Here is a 23,653-nt window from a genome sequence, read left to right as displayed (position 1 = left end):
CCCAAGCGCGCTACAGGAACACGCTCCGCCGCCCCATGAGGTTGCGGTGCAGCATCTGCTGGATCGTGTTGCGGACGTGGTCGGTTAGCTCGAACACCGCCATGGGGTCGTCGGCGGCCTCGGGGCCGTAGGCGCTGGTGTCGATGGGCTCGCCGTACTCGATGACCCACTTCGACGGCAGCGGCAGCAGCGCGAACGGCCCGAGGACCGGGAGCGCGAACATCTGCGGCACGATCGGGAAGTAGGGCAGGCCGAGCATGCGTGCGAGCAGGCGCAGGTCGTAGAGCAGTGGGTAGATCTCCTCGCTGCCGACGATGGCCGTGGGGAGGATCGGCACCTGGGCCCGCAGGGCGGTGGCGACGAAGCCGCCACGTCCGAAGCGTTGCAGCTTGTAGCGGTCGCGCCACGGCTTGCCGACGCCCTTGAAGCCCTCGGGCCAGACGGCCACGAGCTCGCCGCGGGCGAGGAGCCGGTCGGCGTCGGTGCCCGATGCGAGCGTGGCGCCGGTCTTGCGGGCGAACGGTCCCACGAACGGCGTGCGCATGACGAGGTCGGCGGCGAGTTCGCGGGCGTTGCGGCCGGTCTGCTCGAGGATGTCCAGGCGGGTGATGAGGGCATCGGCGGGCAGCGTGCCGGCATGGTTGGCGACGACCAGGCCGCCGCCGGTGGTGGGCAGGTGCTCGGCGCCGTGCGACGCGACGCGCCACCAGTAACGGTGCAGCGGCCGGATCAGCGGCATGAGCACCTGGTTGGTCAGGTCCTCGTCGAACCCGAACTCGTCGATCGTGTAGTCACCGGTGAGCCGGCGGCGCAGGAAGGCCGCCACCTGCTGCAGGTGGTCGGGCCACGAGGATCCGGCCGCGTCGCGCAGGGCGGCGACGGCGTCGACGGGTGGCTGCCAGCCGCGGCGCTCGGCCTCCTGCGCCGCGCGACGGCGTGCCTCGGCAACGTCGTCGTCCACGTCCGACGGGATCGCCTCGACGTCCTCGGGGGCCGGCCGGGGCGCGTGGATCCGGCAATGGCCCTGGTCGACGGCGTAGTTGCGGCACCGGCGACCGTCGGAGGTCTCCGCTCGGCAGCGCGGGCGGGCGACGCCTTCGGCGGCGGCGCGTTCGCGGGCGGCACGCTGTTCGGAGATGGAGATCACCTCGGCATGACGACGGGCGGCGCTCATCCGGTCGGCCCCTCGGTGCGGCCGGCCACGAACTTGCGCTGGTCGTGCCGGGCCAGGAACGCGTTGAGCTCGTGTTCGAGCCGGACCACGTCGTCGTGGGCGAGCAGGCCCCGGATGCGGCGGCGACGGACGAAGTCCTCGAACGCCTCGCGGCTCGTGTAGCGCGGCTGGTAGCCGAACTCCTCGCGCAGCCGGGCGGTGTCGACCGCGCGGCCGTACTGCAGGAACCGCAGCTGCTCGGGCGACAGGTCGGCGCGTCGGCTGCGGCGGACGAGGTCCGCGACGACGTTCACGAAGGGTTGCGGCACCGGTGCCGGAACCCGACCGGCGAGCCGGATGGCCTGCGAGAGGTAGACCACCCCGTCGCCGGCGACGTTGTAGATGCCGGACCGCCCGTCGGTCACGGCGCGCTCGAGCACGGCCACCGCATCGTCCTCGTGGCAGAACTGCAGCCGCGGGTCGAACCCCAGCACGGTCGGCACGGCGGGAAGGCTGAACAGGGAGTGGAAGGCGCTGTCGACACGTCCGCCGACGAAGTTGGCGAAGCGCAGGATCGTCAGGTCGACGTCGTCGCGCCGGCGTGCGAACGCACGGGCGTAGCCCTCGATCTCCGTGGCGTCCTTCGCGTAGCCGTGGCGGGGTGGGGTGCGGGGCAGGTCCGTCTCGCGGAACGTGACCGGGTCGGTGTGCTCCGAGCCGTAGACGGCGGTGGTGGACTTGAGCACGAAGCGCCGCAACGTCGGGGTGTTCTGACAGGCGGCCAGCAGCTGCATCGCGCCGATGACGTTGCGCTCCTTCATCATGGCGCGCCCGCCGGCCGAGGCCGCCGAGGTCTCCGTGCTCATGTGCACGACCGTGTCGATGCGCTGCAGGCGCAGGACCCGGGCGACGACGGGGTTGCGCACGTCGCCGCGGACGAACTCGGTGCGCTCCAGCGGGTGGCCCGGCGTGCGCACGTCCACCCCGACAAGGTGCTCGACGTCGTCGCGTTCCTCGAGCGCGGCGACCAGCAGCCCGGCCAGTGCGCTCGCGACGCCGGTGACGAGCACGCGTCTGCCCTGAGCCACCTTCGCGTTCCTTCCCCCGCCGGCCGTGGTCGAGGCGTCGAGTGAACCAGACCTGACCGTGGGGCTGGTCGCCGCTCGGCCGGTCAGCCGTGCACCCGCGGGCCCCGGACACCGTGGTGTGGCAGGACCAGGCGGCGCACCGCGTCGACCGACTCCTGCGCCGCGCGCTGCGCCTGCTCGCGCAGCTCCGGGTTCACGCGCGCCGGGTCGTCGGTGAAGGAGCGCGGCGGCGTCCGGCCGGTGCGCGCGTAGGCCAGTTCCTGCCACGACATCGGGGTGTCGATCGGCGCGGCGACCCCCGCCATCTCCGCGAACGCCAGCGTCCAGGCGCGCGGCACGACGTCGACGATCTGGTAGCCGCCGCCACCGAACGCGACCCACCGGCCCTCGCACACCTCGTGGGCCAGGTCGTGGAGTCGCCGGTAGATGGCCGCGTCGTCGTCCACGGTCAGCGACAGGTGGGCCAGCGGGTCGGTGGCGTGGGTGTCGCAGCCGAGCTGGGTGACGAGGATGTCCGGCGCGAAGGCCCGCACGAGCGGGTCGACGACCGCGTCGAAGGCACCGAGCCACACGTCGCCGGTGGTACCCGGGTACAGCGGCACGTTGGCGGCCGAGCCGGGAGCGCCGGCCCCACCGATGTCGCTCACGTGCCCCGTGCCCGGGAACAGGAACCGCCCCGATTCGTGCAGGGAGATCGTCAGCACGCGCGGATCGTCGGCGAAGGTCACCTCGACCCCGTCGCCGTGGTGCACGTCGACGTCGACGTAGGCGACCCGCTCCGCGCCGTGCTCGAGCAGCCAGTCGATCGCCACGGCCGGATCGTTGTAGATGCAGAAGCCGGCGGCGCGGTCGGGCATGGCGTGGTGCAGGCCACCGGCGGGGTTGAAGGCATGGTCGGCCTCGCCCTCCCACACCTGCCGGGCGGCCTCCTTGGAGGCGGCGCACACCAGCATCGAGGTGGGGTGCATGCCCGGGAAGGCCGGGGTGTCGCCGGGGCCGAGCCCGAACGCGGCGTCGGCGCGGGCCGTGGCGTCGACCGACAGCCGCTTGACGGTGTCGACGAACTCCGGCCGGTGCAGGCGCAGCAGTTCTGCCTCGTCGAGGGTCCCGGGCGGGACCTCGACGGCCCCGTTGCCGAGCAGGCCGCTCTCCCGGATGAGGGCCATCGTCAGCTCGACGCGGATCGGGGCCAGCGGATGGTCACCGCCGAGGTCGTAGCCGGTCAGGCGGTCGTCCCAGAGCAGTGCCACGCGGCCGGCGGCTCGCGTTCCACGTCCCGCCACCGCCCGTTCCTCCCGTCCAGGGCACACGGCGGCAGCGTAGCGATCGTCGCGTCGGCCACGGTCGGCCGACCGTCAGTCGTCCAGCCGGCGCAGGGCGCCCTGCTTGTGGGCGGCCCGGGCACCGGTCTGGTCGGACTCGACGATGTAGACGGGGTCGTCCTCGGAGCCGGCGAACGTCTGGCCCTCGAACTCGGTGCGTTCCTTGTGGATCTGCTTCACGGCGCCGGTCGTCTCGCCCTGCGCGTGCTTCCAGGCCACGCGATCGCCCTGCTGGAACGGTCCGGACATCTCGGCTCCTCCTCGATCGGTACGTCCTCGAGGTTCGAGGTTGCGCCGAGCACCGTCGTGGCGACGTTCGGGCAGGCCGACCGTCCCCCGCCTCGACCCGCGCGGCAGAGGCAGCCCCGCACGGTCGAGGCCGCCCCGCATGGTCGAGACAGCGCCGCACGGTCGAACCGATAACGCATGGGTGCGTCATGGGGCCGACCATGCGTCGGTAGCTCGACATCACCTCGACCGCGGTCGCCACGCCCGCGCGGTCGAGGCAGCGCCGCGTGGTCGAGGCAGCGCCTCACGGTCGAGGCAGCGCCTCACGGTCGAGGCAGCGCCGCACGGTCGAACCGACGACGCATCGGTGCGGCGTTCGGCCGACCGTGCAGCGCTCGGCCGACCTTCCGTTGGTGGGCCGACCGAGCGGCGCCGGCTCGACACGACGGGCGCGGTCGCGGGCTCACTCGACGGTGAGATCGAACTCCATGCCGGCCTGCCGGTGGCCGGGGATCGAGCAGTACACGACGTAGTCACCGGCCTCGAGGGTGACCTCGCCGGCGGCCTGCGCGCCGCCGTCGGCGTAGGCGACCTGCCCGATGCCGCGGTCGAACACGACGTCGTGCGGGGCGCGCCCCTGGTTGTCGAGGCCGATGACGTGGGTGCCGGCCTCGAGGGAGGCGGGGGCGCCCTCGTAGAACATGTCGCCGGCGGTCAGGACGACGTCGGCGTCGGCGAAGTCGGCCGCGGCGACGTCGGCGCGCGGTGCGGCGGCGTCGCCGTTGCCGGCACAGGCACCGGCCAGGACGCCGAGGATGCCGAGGAGACCGACGAGCACGAACACGGACGGACGGGAACGGGGCATGTCGCATGCCTCCAGCGGGGGTGGGAGCGGGATGGGGACGCGTCAGCCTGCGGTGGTACGTGGCGCCGGACCATGGGGTGAGGTCCCGACGTCGTCCCCGAGCCGAAGCGCACGACCGGGGGCGGCCCCGGGTACGTGGTCGGGTCAGGGGTCGACGACGAGTCCGGCACCCGTGCGGGTCCAGGCGGTGCCGCGGACGCGGACGACCAGGGAGACGAGCCGGACGAGCATCATCGCCTGCACGGCGAACCAGAGGCCCAGCAGGCCGCCACCGAACGTGGCGACGAGTTGGCCACCGACGCCGCCGACGACTGCCGCCAGCACCGTCCAGGTGCGAAGGTACGCGAAGTCCTCGGCACCCATGAGCACCCCGTCGAGTGCGAACACGGGGCCGTTGACGACGTGGCCCAGCGCCGCGAACCACCACGCCGAGGCGATGACGGCCAGGACCTGGGGCTCGTCGGTCAGCAGCCGCGGCAGCACGCCACCACCGGCCAGCAGCAGTATGGCGATCACGGCGCCGCCCACGACTCCCCAGACCACGAGGTCACGGCCGTAGGCGCGCGCCTCGTCGGGCCGGCCGGCGCCCAACGCCGTGCCGACGATGGCCTGCGCGGCGATGGCGAAGCCGTCCATGAAGAACGAGACCAGCAGGAAGGTCTGGTACAGGACCTGGTGGCCGGCCGCGGTGACGGCGCCGACCCGTCCGGCGGCGGCGGTGATGGCCAGCAGGCCGAGCAGCAGCCCGCCGGTGCGCACGAACAGGTCGCGGCTGACGACGACCAGCGCACGCAGCTGCTGCCGGTCCGGCCGTCCGTGGCCCCGCAGCGGCAGCCCGGTGCGGCGCAGCAGCACGAGGAAGGCCCCGGCGGTGAGGGCCTCGGCTGCGACGGTGGCCCAGGCGGCGCCGGCGATGCCCATCCCCAGCGGGAAGACCAGCACCACGGTCAGCACGGCGTTCACGAGGTTGGCGACGACGACCACGCCCATCGGTGTGCGCGTGTCCGACACGCCGCGGAAGGCGCCGTGGCCGACGTAGGTGAGCAGCAGGAGCGGCACGCCGACGGCACGGATCTGGAGGTAGGTCGCAGCCGGGCCCAGCAGTTCGTCGACCGTGCCGAGCAGGCGCAGGATCGGCACGGCGCCGAGGAAGAGCAGCAGCCCGACGGCGGTGCCGATGGCGAGCGCGACCTGCGCGGCGTGGCCGACCCGGCGACCGGCGGCCGGCAGGTCGCCGGCCCCGACCGCGCGCGCGACGGTCGAGGTGGTGCCGAACACGAGGAAGTTGAAGATCCAGGACAGCGCGCTCAGCACGGACACGGCCAGGCCGAGGGCGCCGAGCTCGGCGGCGCCGATGCGACCGACGACCGCCGTGTCGACCAGGCCGAGCAGCGGGTCGGCGACCAGGGTGGCGATCGCCGGCACCGCCAGCGCGACGATGCGGCGCTGGCGTCGGCGCGTCGAGGGGATGGCGTCCGAGGGGGTCATGCGCGCGTAGCCCGGGGCCGCTGGCGGGCGCGGTGCTCGGCGACGTGGGTGCGGTTCGCGCAGGCGGTCGAGCAGAACCGGCGGCGCCCGTTGCGGGAGACGTCGACGTAGACCACCTCGCAGCCCGCGGCGGCGCAGCGTCCCAGCCGCTGCGGTCCCGCGTCGGCGACGACGGCGGCGAGGCCCATGAGGCTGTTGACGCGCAGCCGCGTGACCGTGTCGGCACCGTCGGGTTCGAAGTGCAGGTGGGGGTCGCGGCCATCGTGGGTGGTGAGCCGCGGACGCACGTCCAGGGTCGCCAGTCGGTCGTCGATCGCGGCGATCGTCGCGTCGGCGGGGCTCCCGAACAGCGGCGTGAGCTCGTCCGCCAACGCCACGGCCCCGGCCAGATCGGCCGGGTCGACGTGCAGCGGCAGGTCGAACTGCTCGATCACGCCGCGCAACGCCGCCAGCGTGAGGCCGTCGCGGGCAGCGGTCACCAGGGCCGCGGCGACCTGGGCGGCACGGTTGTCGTAGCGATCGAAGCGCACGGGCGGGCTCTCGGCTGGCGGACGGGTGGGCCCGACACGCTACGTAAGCGCCTTGATACGTTTCAACACTTACACGAGCGGCAGGTCGGTCACTCGACGGCGGCGCGTGCCGACTCGACCGCGCGCACGGCGAACCCGTCGCCCGCCAGGGCGCGGCCGAAGACGGCGGCGACGCGACCTTCACAGGCGACGGTCACCTCGAAACCGTCGATCGCGGGGACGCACCGGACGTCCTCGAGCGTGCGATCCCGTGTGAACGCGCCCAGCCGTGCCTGTGTGAGTCCGCGCGCACGGCCTGGATCGATGCGCGCCTCCTGCCCGGCATCGAAGACGGCGTCGAGGTCGAGGCCGGCCACCGCGTCGTTGGCGAGCCCGGCGGCGAGGTCGGCCAGGCGCCGCTGCTGCAGGTAGACGTTGGCCGCATCGAAGGCGATCGACGCCAACACGAGCAGCACGAGCACCGCGACCGGCATCAACACCAGGGTGTTGCCCTCCTCGTGCGCCCGGCCGCGTCGCGGTTCGTCAGAAGGCACAGTCGGGCACCTCCCCAGGTGCGACGTCGAGGCCCGAGCGGTAGGGGTCGACGACCTCGACGTGCCGGCCGATGACGACGAACGGCGCGGTACGCGTGGCGATGCCCGGCAACAGCAGCGCCGGGACCTCGACGCGGATCTCGTAGGCGATCTCCTGGCAGCGTTCCAGGCCCAGCCGCAGCGGGGTGACGGCCGCCGCCTCCTGCCCGCCGTGCGCTGCGAGGGCGGCGCGCGCGGCGATGTCGGCACGTCCCGGCTGGTCGGCGGCCGTCGGCGCCTCGACCGCAGCACGGACGGCTTCCCGGGCCGCGGCGCTCGCGGCGAACTTCGCGTCGACCACGGCCCAGGCGTTCACGACGACCAACGTGCCGAGCACGAAGACGAGCACGCCGAACGCCAGCGCCTCGGCCCCAGCGGCGAACCCCTCCTCCTGACGCCACGCCCTCATCGGACCCGCTCGATCCTGACCGTGGCGGTGCGTTCGATGCCGCGGACACCGGCGTCGCGTCGCAGCCCTGCGAGCAGACGGGCCGGCGAGTCGGCCAGCACCCGGACGCGCAACTGCTCGCCGTCGACGAGACAGTCGACCCGGGCGCCGGCGCCGTGGTCGCCCAGGCGCGCCCGGACGCGGCGGTCGACCTCGGCGCAGCCGCCGCCTCCCTCGGCCGCCCCACGCCGGGCGACGTCGAAGGCCGCGCTGGACACGACCGACGAGGCGTAGAGGTGCAGCAGGGTCTGCGTGGCGAGGAGCACGAAGGCGAGGAAGATCGCGACGCCGAAGACGGCGGTGACGGGACTGCTCCCGGACTCGCCGCGGTCCACCTAGCCGCCGATCGAGTCCACGGTTGTCTGGATCTCCGCCGTGGCGTCGGTGAAGATCCCGTTGAAGGCCGCCCACATGGCCGCACCGAGGAGCGCCATGATCAGGACCACGATGGCCGCCGAGATGACGCCTTCGCCCGCCTGGTTCTGACGAAGACGTGCCATGAGCGCTGGTAACTGCCGTGCCATCTGGGCTCCCCCGTGCGGTCTAGTTCTCCTAGATGGTGCCCGATGCAACCGCATCTTGCACGTCCAAATTTCGCTGCCCTGTGGATGACGCCTCGATCCGCTCGTCTGGTCGCACGTTCAGGGGCCGAGGAAACCGTCCAGCGCACGGGTGAACGGGATCGCGATGAAGATCACACCCGGCAGCAGCGTCGCCACGGTGACCGGGATCCAGACCTGCTGTCCCCGGCGTTCGAGCCGCTCCACGAGTTCGCGCTGGACGTCGCCGCGGATGGCGCGGGCCTCCTCGGCGATCAGCCGTCCCAGGTCGCTGGCCTCGCGATTGAGGGCGAGGACCGACACGAGCCGGTCGACCGAGGGCACGTCGGCGAGTTCCGCCCATTCCTGCAGGGCGTGCTCCTCGTCGAGGCCCTGTCGGATGCGGGCCAGCACCCGGCGCAGGTCTCGCGCCACGGCGCCCTGGCCGCGGCTGGCGACGCGGTCCAGCGCGGCCGCCAACGAGTAGCCCGCGCCCAGCAGCATCGCGATCTGTTCCGCCACCACGGGCAGTTCCAGGTGGACGGCCCGCTTCCACCGTGACGAGGCGGTCTCGACCTGCTGCTCGAGCAGCAGGAAGGCCAGCAGGAGACCCCCGAGGGTGAACAACAGGGCCACGGGCGCCGGCGGCCGCACGGCGACCGACAGCAGCGCCCCCAGCGACAGGGCCGCGAGCGACCAGCCGACCTGCCGGACGCGGAACTCCGTGACGTCGAGGTGCGCGTGGATGCGCCGCAGCTTGCGGTCGAGTTCCTCGCTGACGCCGAACAGGCGCGAGAAGCCCTCGCCGAGGCTGCGGGCGACGGGGCCGACCGCCTCCCGGAAGGTCTCGGCGGACAACACCCCGGCCCAGCTGCGCGCACCCATCCCGCCGGGCACGTAGGGGCCGAGGCGGGCCACCAGCGAGCGTCGCGAGAACCAGCGCAGCTCGGCGAACAGCAGCGTGAGCCCCAACCACAGGGCGAGACCGCTGAGCAGCAGCAGCGTCGTCATCGTCCCCCGTGCTCCTCACGGCCGACCCCGAGGAAGACGCGCTGCTCCTCGGGCAGCTGGAGCAGTCGGCCGGCCCACCACCAGCAGCCGGCCATGAGCGCGAAGGCGAGCAGCACCATGGCCTGCCCGGTGTCGCTGGCGTAGGCGGCGCGCCCCTCGCCGATGGAGAGGCCGACGAACGCCATCCCGATGGGCACGAGCAGGACGAACATCCGTGCGAACCGGACGCCGGCCTGCTTGGCGCGGGCGTCCTTGCGTCCCTGCAGGTCCTGGATGCGGTCGGCGGCCAGCGCCCGCAGGCGCCGGTCCACGTCGGTGCCACCGACGTCGTGCGCCACCAGCAGGGTCTCGCACACGGCGTCGGCCGTCGGATCGGCGAGTCGCGCGCGCAGCACGTCGAGGGTGCGTTCGAAGTCGGTGGACATCAGCCATTCGCGCTGCGCTGCGACGAAGGCCGGACGCAGTTCCTCGGGGCCGCGCAGGCCGACGGTGAGCAGCGCCTGGGGCACGGAACGGCCGAGCGTCACGGCGTTGAGCCGGATCTCCTCGATCAGCCTCGGCCATGCCTCGCGGGCCAGTTCGCGGCGGCTACGGCGACGGGTACGCGCCGACCACACGGGCACGGTGGCGACCATCGTTCCGGCGGCGATCGGCACGAGCGTGCCGCCGTACAGGACCCACGCTAGGGCGGCCGCGACGCCGAACAGGACGAGCATGACGGCGGCGAGCTCGACGGGTCGGATGCCGTCGAGGCCGGCCTGGACGAGGAACTCGCGGAGCCGGTCACGGCGAGGCGTCGAGCGCAGGGGGGTCGGGCCGAGGCCGAGCCCGCGCCAGCCGAGCGCGACGGCCGTGTAGAGCAGGTAGACGCCGTAGCCGGCGACCACCGCCAGCAGGAACCCATCGAGTCCGTCACCCATGGCCAGCCCGCCCGGCCTCGGCGGCGACCGCACCCGCCACGGCGTCCAGCAGTTCGCGGACGTCGTGGCCGGCGGCGGCCAGTGGGCGGCCGATGCGCACCGGCACGTTGCCCGTCCAGGTGAGGTCGGCGTCGGGGTCCTCGCGGCGGAACAACTCGGTGACCGTGAACTGGCCGCTGCCGTCCACCGACTGCAGGTCCTCGACCGCGACGACCTCCTCGATGCGCGGGCGGCCGGCGACCCGCGAGCACTGGACCACCAGGTCGACGGCCTCGGTCACCAGCGAGGTCAGCGCCGGCATCGGCAGCTCCGAGCGGGTGTCGGCGAGCTGGCTGATGAACCGCAGCCGGGACAGGGCTTGACGGGCCGTCCCGGCGTGGATCGTCGTGTAGCCCTTGACGCCCGAGGACAGCGTCAGCAGCAGCGGCAGCGCCTCACGGTCGCGGACCTCGCCGACGATGGCGACGTCGGGGGCCATGCGCAGGAACCCGGCGACGAGCCGGCGCAGGTCGACCTCGGGACGGTCCGGGCGCGCCGCCCGGGTCTGCATCGACGCGACGTTGGGCAGCGGCACGTCGACCTCGAAGACCTCCTCGGCGGTCACCACGCGCAGGCTGGGGTCGAGTTCGGCGGTGCAGCACGAGAGCAGGGTGGTCTTGCCGGAGCCGGGCGGACCGGCGAACACGATCGACAGCGTGGCCTGGGCGCACGCCCGCAGGAACGCCGCGACCGGCGCCTGCAGGGCCCCGCGCGTCACGAGCTCGTCGAGCGACCGGATCGCCACACCGGTGAACTTGCGGATGTTGACCAACAGGTGGCCGCCGCGCCCGACGTCGCGGTGCACGATGTGCAGGCGGGCGCCGGCGTCGAGCTGGGCGTCCTGGAGCCCTTCGGCAGCGTCGAGCTTGCGGTGCGACTGCGAGGCGTCGTCGAGCAGCTTCGTCAGCGTGCGGGTGACGTGCTCGTCGTCGTGGAAGGCGTCGTCGTGGTAGCCGGACACCCCGTCGTGGCGCTTGACGAAGATCTGGTCCGGCGCGTTGATCATGATCTCCCAGACGTCGTCGTCCGCGAGCAGCGGTTCGAGCGGCCCGAAGCCGAGGAGATTGCGCTCGGCCCGCTCGATGACGAGGTCCGGGTCGGGCAGGTCGAACGACCGCAGCCCGTGCTTGTAGTCCAGCCGCCACTGCTCGACCTCGTCGGCGACCAGGTCACGAACCCGCCGGGCGGCGTCAGAGCCGTCGAGGTCGAGCGTCTCGTCCTTGGCGCGCCGCAGGACGCGCTGCTCGATCAGCACCAGGGGCGACTCCAGGATCGGCCCGCTCATGCCGGCGGCTCCGGCGACGTGAAGGCCGACAGGCTGCCCGGCGCCAGCCGGGCAGGTTCCGCATCGTCGTCCGTGCCGGCCGGCGCGGCCCGCTGGGCCAGCGCCTCGACCGCACGCGCCAGCAGCGACGGCAACGGCGCCGGCAGGGCGACGCCGTCGCGGAGCGCCTCGTCGACCCGGCGTGCGGGCAGATGCAGCGGGCTGACCAGCCGGGTCGCCGCCTCGCCGACCGACGCCTGCAGCAGCGTGGCCAGCGTGGTGGTGAGCTCGGCGCGGGTTCGCGGGCTTCGCGGCGAGCGGTTCACGACCGGCAGGAGGCGGTCGACCGGCACGCCGTGGTCCAGCAGTTCGCCCAGGGTCCGGACCAACGCGTAGCAGCCCTTCATGGACGCCTCGCCGACCACGACCACGACCTCGGCGCGAGCGATCGCCGTGCGTGCGATGGCATGGCGGTCCTCGACGTCGACGGAGCCGGTCTCGGCCTCGCCTTCGAACTCTGCCTCGACGTCGGCGACGACGACGTCCGCGGCGCGCAGCAGCCCGTCGACCGCCGCCTCGACGGCACGGGGCCGCAGCGCCACCCAGTGGCGAGGACGGCGCAAACCCAGGAGCAGCCGGTAGCCACGGTCGGCGACCTCGAACGTCTGCGCGCGCACCTCGTCCGGCGCCGGACGGGTGACGCGGTGGAGCTCGACGACTTCCTGGATGCCGGGCACCAGCGACCTCGTGTCGTGGAGCATGGCCTGATCCGCGTACCGGCACAGGTCGGCGAGCAGGACCTCGCCGCGAGCGGCGTCGCCGCGCGCGGACCGGCTCGGCGTGGCCAGACCCTGGGCGAGCGCGATCGCGAGCGTCGACGCCCCGGTGCCGCCGGGGCCGGTGACGGCGATCAGCCGACCGCACGCCCCGGACGCCACGGCCGCCACCTCGCCGCGCACCACCGGCACCGCGTCCGTGACCGGGCGCGCGTGGGCCCCGAGCACCTCGAGCAGTTCGTCGCGCGAGAAGACCGGTGCGAGCACGGCGTCGGCACCCAGCCCGCGCCAGTCCCGGTCGGTGTCGACGGTGTCGACCACCAGCACCGCGCAGCCAGCCGCGTGGGCGGCCGCGAGCAGGTCTCGGTCGAGCCCCGGGACGGCGGCGTCCACCAGCAACGCTGAGAAGGGCCGCCCGGTGGACAGGCGCGCCCGCACCTCGTCGGCCGACACGCACCGGACGAACTCGGCCGGCAGTGCGGCGGCCGTGGACCAGTGCCCGACCGCACGGAACCAGTCCACCCGTGCGCGAGCCAGGCCGAGCAGGACGTAGCGCTCGCGCATCAGTCCCCGCTCCCGGTGTCGTCGGCCCCGGTCGCCGGTGCCGAGGCGGGCGCGTCGCCGCCGTCGGTGACGCTGCCGCCCGGCCGATAGGCGTCCGGCACGCCGTCGCGCTCGACCCCTTCGGGCGCGCGCGTGACGACCACGTCCGCCACCGCGACAGCGTGCGCCAGCGCCTGCACCTGCTGCTGCTCGGTCAGGGCCACCGTCAGGACACGCTGGTCACCCGCGCCGAAGCCGCCGTCGCCGGGCCGGTCGACGGCGACCAGCGGCACCCCGGCGACGACGTAGGCGGTGTAGGCCGACTCGCCGCTGCCGTAGGTCGCCAACACGTCGATGCGCTGCCCGCGTTGCAGGCTGCCGGCCACGGCGTCCGCCGCCGCGACCGGGAACGACATGGTGAAGGCGTCGGGTGCGCCCCCGTCGTCGACCAGCGACGAGCGCGACACGAGATCTCCGCGTGCCAGCGGTCCGGTCACCACCTGGCCGATGACCTGCTCGCGCGCCTCCAGCAGGATGCTGTTGTCCGCCACCGCCGGGGCGAGGTCGAGCGGGAGATGCCCGAAGAGGGTGTCGAGGTTGTCCCGGTCCACGCGCGTGCCCGCGTCGATGTCCTGGCTGGCGACGAGGTAGCGGGTACCGGGCTCGGCCGTGGCCCGGACGTGCGCGGCGAACACGCCGACCGCCGCCGCCGCGACCAGCAGTGCACCGACCACCGCCCGACCGCCGGGCAGGCCGCGCTGGCGAGTGACGCGCCGGGTGGGCGCGGCCGCCGACGGTGTCGACGGCGTCTCGGCGTCGATCATGTCGACCACGTCGGACCCCCCGTCTCTCCCGAACCATCCGGAACCGCCCCGAACGATCGCGATGGCATCCTATGATGTCTCGAATCCTCCGGATCTCCCTCGATCCACAGGCCGCGCACACGTGCGCAGTCGCCGTCGGCACCCGGATCGTCGGTCACGGGGGCCGCGACGGGCAGCCGGCCGGGGCGGCGTCCACAGGAGCGGGGCACCTGACCTGACCGGACCCCCAGCGTGGTCGTACGATCAGAGGCGTCGGAGGGCACGAGATGGCTCGGGAAGAAATCACCTGGCTGAGCACGCGAGAAGCGGCTCGGCAACTGGGTATCACGACCCGCACCCTCTACCGCCTCATCGACAGCGGCCAGGTGCCGGCGTACAAGTTCGGTCGCGTGATCCGTCTCAAGGAGGCGGAGGTCGACGCCTTCGTCGAGCAGGCGCGCATCCAGCCGGGCGCACTCGAGCATCTGTACGCCGACGGTGCCCCCGACGAGGACGAGCTGTAGGCCGACCCGCCCGCCCGCCGCGGCGGGCATCATTCGACCATGACGCCGTCGACGGCGCCGACCGGGGCGTAGACCAGCGCCGGATCCGGGCCCTCCAGCCGCAGACTGACCACGTCCTCCCCGATGGCCTCGATGCGCCCGCGCACCGGATCGACCACGTCGCCCAGGAGCAACGCCGCGCTGCCGCCTTCCTCGGCGAGGGCATCCAGGACGTCCTCGATGGTCGCGGTCGAGGGGGCCTCGCGATCCCCCGACGCGGGCGGGGCGCCGCGGCCGGGTTCTGGCCGTGCCGTCCGCACCGCGGACAGACGCAGGTGGACACGCCCGCCGCTGGCGGTGACGAGCACGAGGTGGTCGCTGCTGAGCGCCACCAGTAGCCCGCGCAGCGGCCGACCGCCGCGGACCTGGAGCACGACGATGGCGCGGCGTTCCGCGAGGTCGCGCAGGGTGCCGAGCCAGGTCGCCGTCCCGGCCGCCAGCGCCTGACGCCGGCGACGCTCGGCGCGCGAACGGACGGCCGCCTCATGGGCAGCGCGATCCGTCAGCTGGAGATACGGGTCGCTGGCGTCGGGCGAGGTGGTCACGCGGACTCCGTGAGCAGGTCGCGCGGTCACGACGTGGGTTCGACGGCCGGCAGCGCCAGCCGCTGGCCGGGGAACAGCAGGTCCGGGTTGTCGGGGTCGGCGAGGCGGTCGCGGTTGTCCTCGACGAGTTGTCGCCAGTGGACGACGACCTGTGCGTCGTCGGGTGACGTGCCGTGCGCGTCGGTGAGCTGGGCCTTCGCGATCGTCCAGAACGAGTCCCCGGCCACCACCCGGTACTCCGTGCTCGCCGGGCCGGACGCGTCGGCTGCCGCGACCGCGACGGTCGCGGCCGGCGGGTCCGCTGCTCCCGGATACTGGTCCAGCAGCTGGAGCACCACCGGCAGTTCGCCGACGGGGCCGACCTCGCGATCCGGCGGTGCCCGGCGGTCGGGTTCCGCGCCGCTACCACCCGCCGTCGCGTCGTCGGTGACGATGTCGAGCACCTGCAGTGGCAGTGGCTCGGCCCGTGCCGGGGCGGCGGCACCGACCATCGCGGTGGCCAGCCCGACACCCAGTGCCGACTGCAGCAGCCGTCGCACCGCCGGCACGGTGACGGCGTCGGCGAGCCGGATCAGGCGGGCCGCTCTGGTGAGGTGCGAGAGCCCGCCGATCATGGTGACCCCGACGAGGTACCAGGCCAGCGCGAGCACGAGCACGCGCAGCAGCGCCATCGTCGCCCACAGCGGCTCCGTCTCCGCCAGCCAGCCGAGGAAGGCGGGGCCCGGCCAGGGTGGGGCGGCCAGACCGCCCTCGCCCAGCCCGTGGAACAGCCAGGTGCCCAGCGCCAGCGTCGAGACCCAGGCCAGCAGCCCGCCCGCCGAGCCATTTCGTCGCTGCATGCTGTCCCCCGTACGGCGCGCGTCTTCGACCGGCACGCTAGATCGCACCGAGGCGCGTCGCCGGACGGGACCGTCGGATGCTGTGGACGGCCGCGTCCGCCCGAGCCCTCGTCCGGTCCCGCCGCGGCAACGGAGACACATCGGCGCCACCCGTCCGGCGCGATCCCGTTAGTCTCGGAAGTGCAGCGATCGGGGTGCGGATGCAGACCGACGACGAAGCACCTGGTGCCATGATCCCGGGTCGCGGCGGGCCGGGGCAGCCGGCTCACGGGCTGAGCGAGCTCATGCAGGTCGCTCGTGAACGTGAGCGGATCGCCGCGGAACGCGAGCAGATCGCCGAGGAGCGGGAAGAGCTCGCCGAGGAGCGCGAGAGGCTCGCACTGAAGCGTGAGACGTTGACCGAGGCGCTCGAGCGCCGAACGGCGCGGCTGGACGCGCGTGAAGCGGTGGCGCGTCGGCGGGAGCGCCTGGCGGACGAACGCGAGCGCATCGCCGACGAACGTGAACGCATCGCCGACGAACGTGAACGCATCGCGGACGAACGCGAGGCCGCTGCCAACCAGCGGGAGCGACTCGCGGACGAACGCGAGGGCACCGCGGAGCAGCGCGAGGTGGAACGTCGGGAGCGCGCCGCTGCGGGGCACACCCGGCAGCGCCGGACCGAGCGACGACGGAAAGCCCGGACCACGCGCGAGCTGGCCGCGGCGGAGCGTGCCGTGGACGATGCCGCCGCGGGCGAGCGATCGGCCGCCGAGCAGCGAACTGCCGGCGCGCGTGACTGGGTCGCGGACGAGCGCGAACGGGAAGCCGACGACCGCGAACGGCTGGCCGACGAACGCGAACGGGAAGCCGACGACCGCGAATGGGAAGCCGACCGACGTGAAGGCACGGCGGAACAGCGCGAGAGGGAGCGCCGGCAACGCGTCGATGCGGCGGACGAGCGCCGGCGCCGGGCCGAGGCGAGGCAGCAGGCGCAGATCGACCGGGAGATCGCGACGGCAGAGCGCGAGGCCGCCCGACGACCGCGGGAGGAGGACTGGTCGGACCGAGCACCGCCGGAAGGGTGAGTCACGCCGACCGCCATCTCCGATCGACAGCGGTCATGCCATGCACCGCCCCGGAGCACGCGGTGGCCGACCGCCGCCCGCCGCCCGTCGGCCCGGGCCGCCGGCCGCCGGGTTCAGGTGACGGCGACGAGCCAGATGCCGGCTGCGGCGACCGCCACGACCGCGCCGACGACCCACCTCGCCACGGCCGGGACCGCCCGTGGGATCGAGGGATCGTCGAGCCAGTCACGCCGGCGCCCGTGCCGCACCGCCCCCTCGAGGAACGTGCCCAGCGAGACGGTCGCCGCGAGCAGTGCGACCACGGCGAGTGCCGGTTCGCCGCGCAGACCGGCCAACCGTGACAGGGCGAGCGCCGCGACGCAGGCCGTCAGCCCGGTACGCGCCCACGCCAGCCCGGTCCGCTCCGCCTGCAGGCCCGACGCCGGCGGCGGGTCGTCCGCCCCCGGCCCACTCACCGGCCGACCACCAACAAGGCCACGACCCCCAGGAGCGCCAGCAGGAGCACCGCCGCCAGGACCGCGACGGCGGCCAGCGAGGTCGGCAGCGGCTCACCGCGGCGCATCGCCCGCTCGGCCCGTGCCCACTGCTGCCAGCCCAGCAACGCCGTCGCCGCCCCGGCCGCGAACGCCACGGCGGCGACCACGTCCACCAGCCACAACGGCTGCACGAACCGCGCCAGGGCGATCACCGCGATACCGGCCACGACCAGACCCAGCGAGGTACGCAGCCACGCCAGCAGCGTCCGCTCGTTGGCGAGGCTGAAGCGCGGATCGGGGTCACGGCCGGTGCCGTACACCGACCGTGGCCGTCGCTGGTCACCCACGCCGCCCTCGTCCATCGCTCGCGCCGAACACCCTAACGTCGGCCACCTCGACGCCCGCGGGAGGATGCGCCCGCCGGGACGGGCCCACACGCGCCACGTCACTCGACGGTGCGGCCTTCGCGGGCATTCGCCAGGCGCTGCTCCTCCAACGCGACCCCGTTGCCCGCCCCGTTGACCGCCGGCGACTTCACCCCGCAGACGCCCGCGTCGTAGCGGACCGCCTCGTCGACGGCCACGCCTCCACTGCCGGTGTCGTCAGCGCCCCCGACCTGCGGCTCGGTGTCGAAGTCGAACTTGATCTGCGCGAGCTGCTCGTGTTCGCCCGGGACGGGGATCGGGTACTCGCCGGTGAAGCAGGCCGTGCACAGCCGCTCGCGCTGGTGCGGCGTCGAGGCGATCAGCCCCTCGAGGCTGATGTAGTGCAACGAGTCGGCACCGATGAACTCGCGGATGGCCTCGACGTCGAGGTCGGCGCCGATCAGCTCGGCCCGCGTGGCCATGTCGATGCCGTAGTAACAGGGGTGCGCGATCGGCGGCGAGGTGATCCGCATGTGGACCTCGCGCGCCCCGGCCGCGCGCAGCATCGCCACGAGCTGCCGCGAGGTGTTGCCGCGGACGATCGAGTCGTCCACGACCACCAGGCGGCGGCCCTCCACCACCTCGCGGACCGGCGAGAGCTTCAGCCGGATGCCAAGCTGGCGCAGCGTCTGCGTCGGCTGGATGAACGTGCGCCCGACGTAGCGGTTCTTCACCAGCCCGTCGGCGAACGGCAGCTGCGCCTCCGCGGCGTACCCGGCGGCGGCGTCGCGGCCGGCCTCGGGAACCGGGATGACGATGTCGGCCTCGACCGGGGCCTCGCGGGCGAGCTGCCGGCCCATGCTGCGGCGGGCGAACAGCACGCTGCCGCCGTCCTGCCGGTGGTCCGGCCGGGCGAGGTACACCCACTCGAACAGGCAGTAGCTGGACTCCGGGGCGGCGAACCGGCGGCTGTGGAGCCCGTCGGCGTCGACGGTGACGATCTCGCCGGGCGCGACGTCGCGGACGTAGACGGCCCCGACGATGTCCAGGCCGGCGGTCTCCGACGCGATCACCCAGCCGCCGTTGGTGAGCCGGCCGATCTGCAGCGGCCGGACGCCGTGCGGGTCGCGGAAGGCGTGCAGGCGCTGCTCGTCCATGACGACGACGGAGAACGCGCCGCGCAGGTCGGGAGCCAGCCGGGCGATGGCCTCCTCGAGGCTGACCGACGCGCCCGTGCCGCTGTCCGACACACCACCCTCGCCGGCGATCTCGCGCGCGAGCAGGGCGGCCATCACCTCGGAGTCGTTGGTCGGCGGGACGTCGATGCGCCGGGCCAATTCGACGGTGTTGACGAGGTTGCCGTTGTGGCCCAGCGCCAGGCCACCGCCACGGCCGGTCTCGCGGTACTGCGGCTGGGCGTTCACCCACGACGACGCACCGGTCGTCGAGTAGCGGCAGTGGCCGATCGCGAGGTGGCCCTGCAGGGCGGCCAGCGAGGTGTCGGTGAACACCTGGTTCACCAGACCCATGTCCTTGTGCACCACCACGCGCCGGCCGTCCGACACGGCGATGCCGGCCGACTCCTGGCCGCGGTGCTGCAGGGCGTACAGCCCGAAGTACGTCAGCGTGGCGACGTCCTCGCCCGGGGCGTAGACGCCGAAGACGCCGCACTCCTCACGGGGTCCCTCGGCGTAGCCGGCCAGGTCGGCGTCCGCCGGCAGCGCCGTGTCGTCGGCCTGCGGGCGCGCGGCGACCGACAGGCGATCTTCGAGAGGCACGGGCCGACGCTCCACCGGGCGGGAGTCCCCAGCGTACCGGCACGTTCGCGTCGGCCCGGCGGGGTCGCGCGGCGCGACGCAGGGCGTGGGCTCGGATGCGTGCATCCCACCCTGCGGTCCGTGCGTGCCTCGATGCACGCATCGACCCGACCGCTGGCCGGCGTGGCCCGCCGCCGGTCGACCGCGAGCGGCGCGGCCTCCGACGGCGCCGGAGGCCGCGACCTACGCTGCCCCGCCCGGCCGGCTGGGAGGGCCACGTGACAGCGGTGCCGATCGAGCAGTTCCCCGCGCACGACGACGAGGTGGCCGGCTTCGCCGCGCGGCTGGGGCTGCCGGGCTACCTCGACGCCCACGTGCACCTGCTGCCGCCGGCCCTGCAACGGGCGGTCTGGGAGTTCTTCGACCGCCTCGACGACCCGCCCTGGCCCGTGACCTACCGCGCCGACGAGGCGACCCGGCTGCGCATGCTGCGGGACCTGGGCGTGGTGGCGCACACGGCGCTGGCGTACGGGCACAAACCCGGCGTGGCCGAGTGGTGCAACCGGCACACGATGGCGGCCGCCGCGGCCCACGACCAGGTGATCCCGACCTTCACCTTCTTCCCGGAGAACGACGCCCCGGGCTACGTCGCCCGCGCGCTGGCCGACGGCGGACGGATCGCCAAGGTGCACCTGCAGGTCGGTCGCTTCCACCCCGACGACCCGCTGCTCGACCCGGTCTGGCCGCAACTGGTCGAGGCCGGCGTGCCCGCGCTGATCCATGCCAGCGCCGTCTACGGCGTCGAAGGCGGCGCCGAGGTGTGTGGACCCGCCGGCATCCGACGGCTGCTCGCCCGCTTCCCCGGCCTGCGGGTCGTGATCGCGCACGTCGGCGCGCCGGACACTCTCGGCTTCCTCGCCCTGGCCGAGCAACACCCCGACGTCCACCTCGACACGGCCATGGTGCTGACCGATCCGCCCTACTTCGACACGGTGGACCCGGCCCTGCTGCCGCGTTACGCGGCGCTCGGCGAGCGGCTGCTGTTCGGCTCCGACTTCCCCACCATCCCGCATCCGTACGCCGCCCAGATCCGGGGACTGGCGGCGCTCGGGCTGGACGTCGCGGGTCTGCGCGGGCTGTTCCACGACAACGCCGCGCGCCTGCTCGGCCTCCCGACCGTGGACGCAGCCGGCGGCGACACGGCGACGGCCGGCGCCCCCGCGGGGGACGCCGGCCGTTCGTCGCCACACCGGCCCTAGCGCCGGCCATCAGCCGTGCGATCGCCTACCGGCCGGTGATCATCAGCCGCGCGACCACACCGGCGTGGTCCGAGGGCCACAGCCCCGACGGGGTCCGCAGCGCCGGGTCGACCCCGATCACCTCGACGTCGCGGGCGCGGACGTCACCGCGCACAAGGATCAGGTCGATGCGGCTGCGCAGCGTCACCTCGTCGCCGCGCAGGTCGGCCGGGTGGCAGCAGGTCAGGCCCGGCTCACCTGGCCGGAGCAGGCTCCAGACGTCGGCGAACCCACCGGTCCCGGTCAGCAGGCCGTAGGCCCGCCCGTCCGCGTTGGCGTTGGAGTTGAAGTCCCCGACCAGGACGACCGGCAGGTCCGTCGCCAGCGGGCCGGCCAGCAGCTCGCGGGCCTGCTCGACGCGGACGACCTCACCCGGGTCGAACGCCTCGAAGTGGCTGTTGACGAACCGGAACTCGCGGTTGCGGGCCCGCACGTCCACGTACTGCCAGCCGCGGTCGATCCGCAGCGTGGCGCCCTCGCCGGCGCCGGGCAGCGGGAGGGTCAGCGCCGCGTCGAACAGGCCGGTGGCCTCGTCGAGGACCGTCAGCTGCGCCGGCGGCACGTCCGTGCGGGCCAGGATCACGTCACGGTCGAGCAGGGTCGCCTCCACGAACCCGAGCGTCGGGTCGATCGCCGGCAGGGTGCCCTGGAACGCCGGCGCGACGGACACCGCCTCGTACGACAGCCCGCGTGCCGCCAGCGCGTCGAGCAGGATGTCCAGGAAGTCGATGGTGATCGAGCCGCTCGCACCGACGGCGCTGAAGCGGCTGACCTCCTGCAGGCCGATCAGCAGCGGCTGGTCGCGGGCGACCTCCTCCGCGAGCACCTCGGCACGGGCCGGGAAATCCGACGCCAGCACGTTCGCCCAGATCTGGCTGGCGGCGACGACCAGCTGCTGCTGGTTCGTCGCCTCGAACACCGGCCCGAGCTCCGAGCCGAGGTAGAGGTTGCGGGTCATCACCGTCACCGGCGGCCCGCCCTGTGGTCCGGCGGCTGCGGCGGCCGGCACGCCCGCGGCCTTGCCCGCCGGTGCCGCGACGGCCTCGGCCATTCCACCCGTCAGCAGCGCCAGCAGCGTCGCCAGTCCCACGGCGACGGCCGCCAGCCAGCGCGAGGAGCGCCGCCCGTGCGACGCCACGCGCGTCGTCGATCCCATCCCGTTCTCCTCCCGTTCCCCAGCGGCCGGCTCGAAGCGCCGGCCGGCCGGCGGATGCTAAGCGGCCGGCGGGTACGAGGAGGCCGCAAACGTCACCACGCGGCCGAACGGTCGTTGGAGTGCACGAACCGCCGCCTTCGCCGAGGTCCGCCCGTGCGCCCGATCCGTCGTGCCCTGCTCGCCATCACCGCGGCGCTCACGCTGGTCGCCACCGCCCTGCCGGCGGCCGCGGAACCGGGCCCGGCCGTCACCGACCACGTGGTCGCCTCGTTCGACGGCACCCCGATCGAGGCGACGCTCTTCCTGCCGCCGGGCGCGTCGGAGCACGCGCCGGTCCCCCTGGTGCTGCGCACCCACGGCTGGGCGGGCAGCCGCGAGCGCGAACTCGGCGGGACGCTGGGCCGGCTCGTCGACGAGGGCTACGCGGTGCTGACCTGGGACAGCCGCGGGTTCGGCTGCTCGGGAGGCGAGGCACGCATCGACAACCCCGAGGTGGAGGGCCGCGACGTGTCGTGGCTGCTGGACTGGGCCGTGGCCAACGCACCCATCGCCACCGACGCCTCCGGCGACCCGCTCGTCGGGATGACCGGCGGCTCGTACGCCGGGGGCATCCAGTTCGCGGCCGCGTCGCGTGACCCGCGCATCGACGCGCTGGCGCCCGAGATCGCCTGGCACGACCTGCGCTACTCGCTGTACGCCGGCGGGGTGGTCAACCAGGGATGGATCGCGCTGCTGTACGGCGCCGGCACCGCGACCGGCACCGCGCTGGGGCTGTCCAGCGAGTGCCGCTCGCAGACGGCGGCCGCCCTGGACCCGGCCATCCACCGCGGCGTGTCGGAGTTCGTGACGAGTGGCCGCACCTCGGACGAGACGCTGGCGTTCTTCGCCAAGTCCAGCCTCGGCGGCTACGGCGAACGCTTCCCGGTCGCGGTGCCCACGCTGGTCATGCAGGGGTCGGTGGACACGTTGTTCGACCTCACCGACGGCGTCGCGCTGTACCGCCACGTCGCGGCACAGGGCGCGCCGGCACGGTTCGTCGCCTTCTGCGGCGGTCACGTCGAGTGTCCGGCCTCCTACGGCGACGCGGACGACCGCGCGTTCCTCGACGACGCGATCGTGACCTGGTTCGCCAGGCACCTGCGCGGGCAGGCGGTCGACACCGGCGCACCGGTCACCTACCGCACCAACGACGGCGAGTGGCGCGACGCCGCCGACTTCGCGGGCACGGAGACCCGGTCCGCCACCGGAACGGCGTCGCGGCTACCGGTCGTGCCGGTGGTCGACGTCCCCGACGTGGACGGCCTCGTCGCGCTGCTGACCGACCCGCCGTCGGGCATCCCGGCCCTGCCGATCACCGCGGCGAAGGCCGCCGAGGACGGCGACCCGCGTGCTGCGCGCTTCGAGGTGGCCGCGGCGCCGGACGCGCCGCTGGAGATCCTGGGTGTCCCCCGCGTGCGGCTGCGGGTCGCGGGCACGTCGGTGCCGCTGGAGGTCGCGACGGCGCCGCTGGGTGACGTGGCCGGCGAGCTGCCGACCCGGCAGGCGGGTGACCTGCTGGTCGGCACGCTGGGACCGCTCGGGGCGGCCGCCGGTGGGCTGCTGGGCGGGCTCGGTGGCGACGGTGGTGCGCTGGCCGGCACCGACGACGCCGTGCACCTGTTCGTGCGGTTCGTGCATCGCGAGACCGGCGAGGTGGTCAATCTCCAGGAAGGCGCCGTCCGTGTGCCGCTGTCCGCCGACGGCACGGTCGTCGAGGTGCCGATGCCCGGACTGGCCTACACCCTGCCGGGCGGCGACCACCTCGACGTCGAGGTGTCCACGGCCAGCCTGATGCACGCCACCGGCCGCACCCCGGCACTGGTGGACGTCGCCGTGGAGGCGGCCGTGCCGGTGACCCCGCCCGCGGTCGTCCCGCCAGCGGACGACCGCCCGACCCGTCCCGGCCGTCCGATCCTGCCCCGGCCGCCGTTCGGCCGCTGACACGTCCGAGCGCTGACC

The 23,653-nt window shown here is 74.0% G+C and carries 26 protein-coding genes; 4 read left to right on the top strand and 22 right to left on the bottom strand.

Annotated elements, in window-relative coordinates:
• Positions 1-10: 10 nt before the first annotated feature.
• The 16 genes from ACERM0_RS20900 to ACERM0_RS20825 all read right to left on the bottom strand — a co-directional run bounded on the left by ACERM0_RS20900 (position 11) and on the right by ACERM0_RS20825 (position 13,610).
• On the bottom strand, positions 11-1,174 hold the full coding sequence (locus ACERM0_RS20900; RefSeq protein WP_373680579.1) for a lysophospholipid acyltransferase family protein: 1,164 nt from the start codon (positions 1,172-1,174) through the stop codon (positions 11-13).
• The gene (locus ACERM0_RS20895) at positions 1,171-2,241 is read right to left on the bottom strand and encodes an NAD-dependent epimerase/dehydratase family protein (protein ID WP_373680578.1); all 1,071 of its coding nucleotides are present in this window, start codon (positions 2,239-2,241) and stop codon (positions 1,171-1,173) included. Before ACERM0_RS20895 ends, ACERM0_RS20900 begins: the two co-directional genes overlap by 4 nt.
• A gap of 83 nt (positions 2,242-2,324) precedes the next feature.
• Complete coding sequence (locus ACERM0_RS20890; protein ID WP_373680577.1) at positions 2,325-3,524, bottom strand: acetoin utilization protein AcuC; 1,200 nt, start codon at positions 3,522-3,524, stop codon at positions 2,325-2,327.
• 72 nt (positions 3,525-3,596) lie between these two features.
• Positions 3,597-3,812 (bottom strand): DUF2945 domain-containing protein, encoded by a 216-nt coding sequence (locus ACERM0_RS20885; protein WP_373680576.1) that lies wholly within the window; start codon positions 3,810-3,812, stop codon positions 3,597-3,599.
• 442 nt (positions 3,813-4,254) lie between these two features.
• On the bottom strand, positions 4,255-4,656 hold the full coding sequence (locus ACERM0_RS20880; RefSeq protein WP_373680575.1) for a plastocyanin/azurin family copper-binding protein: 402 nt from the start codon (positions 4,654-4,656) through the stop codon (positions 4,255-4,257).
• Positions 4,657-4,800: 144 nt separating this feature from the next.
• Positions 4,801-6,144: an MATE family efflux transporter gene (locus tag ACERM0_RS20875; protein WP_373680574.1), complete on the bottom strand. Its 1,344-nt coding sequence runs from the start codon at positions 6,142-6,144 to the stop codon at positions 4,801-4,803.
• Positions 6,141-6,674 carry a CGNR zinc finger domain-containing protein gene (locus ACERM0_RS20870; protein ID WP_373680573.1) on the bottom strand — a complete coding sequence of 178 codons (534 nt, stop codon included), beginning with the start codon at positions 6,672-6,674 and terminating at the stop codon, positions 6,141-6,143. The genes ACERM0_RS20875 and ACERM0_RS20870 overlap by 4 nt, the downstream gene beginning before the upstream one ends.
• Before the next feature lie 89 nt (positions 6,675-6,763).
• Positions 6,764-7,207, bottom strand: a complete 444-nt coding sequence (locus ACERM0_RS20865) for a hypothetical protein (protein ID WP_373680572.1) — start codon at positions 7,205-7,207, stop codon at positions 6,764-6,766.
• Positions 7,197-7,655 (bottom strand): hypothetical protein, encoded by a 459-nt coding sequence (locus tag ACERM0_RS20860; RefSeq protein ID WP_373680571.1) that lies wholly within the window; start codon positions 7,653-7,655, stop codon positions 7,197-7,199. The genes ACERM0_RS20865 and ACERM0_RS20860 overlap by 11 nt, the downstream gene beginning before the upstream one ends.
• On the bottom strand, positions 7,652-8,029 hold the full coding sequence (locus ACERM0_RS20855; protein WP_373680570.1) for a hypothetical protein: 378 nt from the start codon (positions 8,027-8,029) through the stop codon (positions 7,652-7,654). Before ACERM0_RS20855 ends, ACERM0_RS20860 begins: the two co-directional genes overlap by 4 nt.
• On the bottom strand, positions 8,030-8,194 hold the full coding sequence (locus tag ACERM0_RS20850) for a hypothetical protein (RefSeq protein ID WP_373680569.1): 165 nt from the start codon (positions 8,192-8,194) through the stop codon (positions 8,030-8,032).
• Positions 8,195-8,335: 141 nt separating this feature from the next.
• Entirely contained in the window at positions 8,336-9,244 is a 909-nt protein-coding gene (locus ACERM0_RS20845; protein WP_373680568.1) for a type II secretion system F family protein, read from the bottom strand.
• Positions 9,241-10,164: a type II secretion system F family protein gene (locus ACERM0_RS20840; protein WP_373680567.1), complete on the bottom strand. Its 924-nt coding sequence runs from the start codon at positions 10,162-10,164 to the stop codon at positions 9,241-9,243. Before ACERM0_RS20840 ends, ACERM0_RS20845 begins: the two co-directional genes overlap by 4 nt.
• Positions 10,157-11,488: a CpaF family protein gene (locus ACERM0_RS20835; RefSeq protein WP_373680566.1), complete on the bottom strand. Its 1,332-nt coding sequence runs from the start codon at positions 11,486-11,488 to the stop codon at positions 10,157-10,159. The genes ACERM0_RS20840 and ACERM0_RS20835 overlap by 8 nt, the downstream gene beginning before the upstream one ends.
• The gene (locus ACERM0_RS20830; RefSeq protein ID WP_373680565.1) at positions 11,485-12,807 is read right to left on the bottom strand and encodes a hypothetical protein; all 1,323 of its coding nucleotides are present in this window, start codon (positions 12,805-12,807) and stop codon (positions 11,485-11,487) included. Before ACERM0_RS20830 ends, ACERM0_RS20835 begins: the two co-directional genes overlap by 4 nt.
• Complete coding sequence (locus ACERM0_RS20825; protein WP_373680564.1) at positions 12,807-13,610, bottom strand: SAF domain-containing protein; 804 nt, start codon at positions 13,608-13,610, stop codon at positions 12,807-12,809. Before ACERM0_RS20825 ends, ACERM0_RS20830 begins: the two co-directional genes overlap by 1 nt.
• Positions 13,611-13,876: 266 nt before the next feature.
• Between ACERM0_RS20825 and ACERM0_RS20820 the strand changes: the two genes are divergently transcribed.
• On the top strand, positions 13,877-14,113 hold the full coding sequence (locus tag ACERM0_RS20820) for a helix-turn-helix domain-containing protein (protein ID WP_373680563.1): 237 nt from the start codon (positions 13,877-13,879) through the stop codon (positions 14,111-14,113).
• Between the two features lie 29 nt (positions 14,114-14,142).
• Here the strand turns inward: ACERM0_RS20820 and ACERM0_RS20815 are convergent, their stop codons facing one another.
• Complete coding sequence (locus ACERM0_RS20815; RefSeq protein ID WP_373680562.1) at positions 14,143-14,697, bottom strand: hypothetical protein; 555 nt, start codon at positions 14,695-14,697, stop codon at positions 14,143-14,145.
• A gap of 26 nt (positions 14,698-14,723) precedes the next feature.
• Positions 14,724-15,536, bottom strand: coding sequence for a LysM peptidoglycan-binding domain-containing protein (locus tag ACERM0_RS20810; protein ID WP_373680561.1), 813 nt, complete (start codon positions 15,534-15,536; stop codon positions 14,724-14,726).
• A gap of 200 nt (positions 15,537-15,736) precedes the next feature.
• On the opposite strand from ACERM0_RS20810, the gene ACERM0_RS20805 reads away from it, so the two are divergent.
• Positions 15,737-16,603 carry a hypothetical protein gene (locus ACERM0_RS20805; RefSeq protein WP_373680560.1) on the top strand — a complete coding sequence of 289 codons (867 nt, stop codon included), beginning with the start codon at positions 15,737-15,739 and terminating at the stop codon, positions 16,601-16,603.
• A 113-nt stretch (positions 16,604-16,716) separates the two neighbouring features.
• Here the strand turns inward: ACERM0_RS20805 and ACERM0_RS20800 are convergent, their stop codons facing one another.
• The 3 genes from ACERM0_RS20800 to purF form a co-directional block, all read right to left on the bottom strand.
• A complete protein-coding gene (locus ACERM0_RS20800; RefSeq protein WP_373680559.1) occupies positions 16,717-17,058 on the bottom strand; it encodes a DUF202 domain-containing protein in 342 nt (113 codons plus the stop codon).
• Positions 17,055-17,426 carry a YidH family protein gene (locus ACERM0_RS20795; RefSeq protein ID WP_373680558.1) on the bottom strand — a complete coding sequence of 124 codons (372 nt, stop codon included), beginning with the start codon at positions 17,424-17,426 and terminating at the stop codon, positions 17,055-17,057. The genes ACERM0_RS20800 and ACERM0_RS20795 overlap by 4 nt, the downstream gene beginning before the upstream one ends.
• Positions 17,427-17,524: 98 nt before the next feature.
• A complete protein-coding gene (purF, locus tag ACERM0_RS20790; protein WP_373680603.1) occupies positions 17,525-19,165 on the bottom strand; it encodes an amidophosphoribosyltransferase in 1,641 nt (546 codons plus the stop codon).
• A gap of 314 nt (positions 19,166-19,479) precedes the next feature.
• Here purF and ACERM0_RS20785 point away from each other — a divergent pair, with 314 nt between their 5' ends.
• Complete coding sequence (locus tag ACERM0_RS20785) at positions 19,480-20,460, top strand: amidohydrolase family protein (protein WP_373680557.1); 981 nt, start codon at positions 19,480-19,482, stop codon at positions 20,458-20,460.
• 25 nt (positions 20,461-20,485) lie between these two features.
• Here the strand turns inward: ACERM0_RS20785 and ACERM0_RS20780 are convergent, their stop codons facing one another.
• Positions 20,486-21,655: an endonuclease/exonuclease/phosphatase family protein gene (locus ACERM0_RS20780; RefSeq protein ID WP_373680556.1), complete on the bottom strand. Its 1,170-nt coding sequence runs from the start codon at positions 21,653-21,655 to the stop codon at positions 20,486-20,488.
• A gap of 153 nt (positions 21,656-21,808) precedes the next feature.
• Here ACERM0_RS20780 and ACERM0_RS20775 point away from each other — a divergent pair, with 153 nt between their 5' ends.
• Positions 21,809-23,635 carry an alpha/beta hydrolase family protein gene (locus ACERM0_RS20775; protein WP_373680555.1) on the top strand — a complete coding sequence of 609 codons (1,827 nt, stop codon included), beginning with the start codon at positions 21,809-21,811 and terminating at the stop codon, positions 23,633-23,635.
• Positions 23,636-23,653 lie beyond the last annotated feature (18 nt).

The organism is Egicoccus sp. AB-alg2 (assembly GCF_041821065.1).
Taxonomy (GTDB): domain Bacteria; phylum Actinomycetota; class Nitriliruptoria; order Nitriliruptorales; family Nitriliruptoraceae; genus Egicoccus.
The sequence above is the reverse complement of the archived record's forward strand: the minus strand, read 5'-3'. Positions and strand labels throughout refer to the sequence as shown.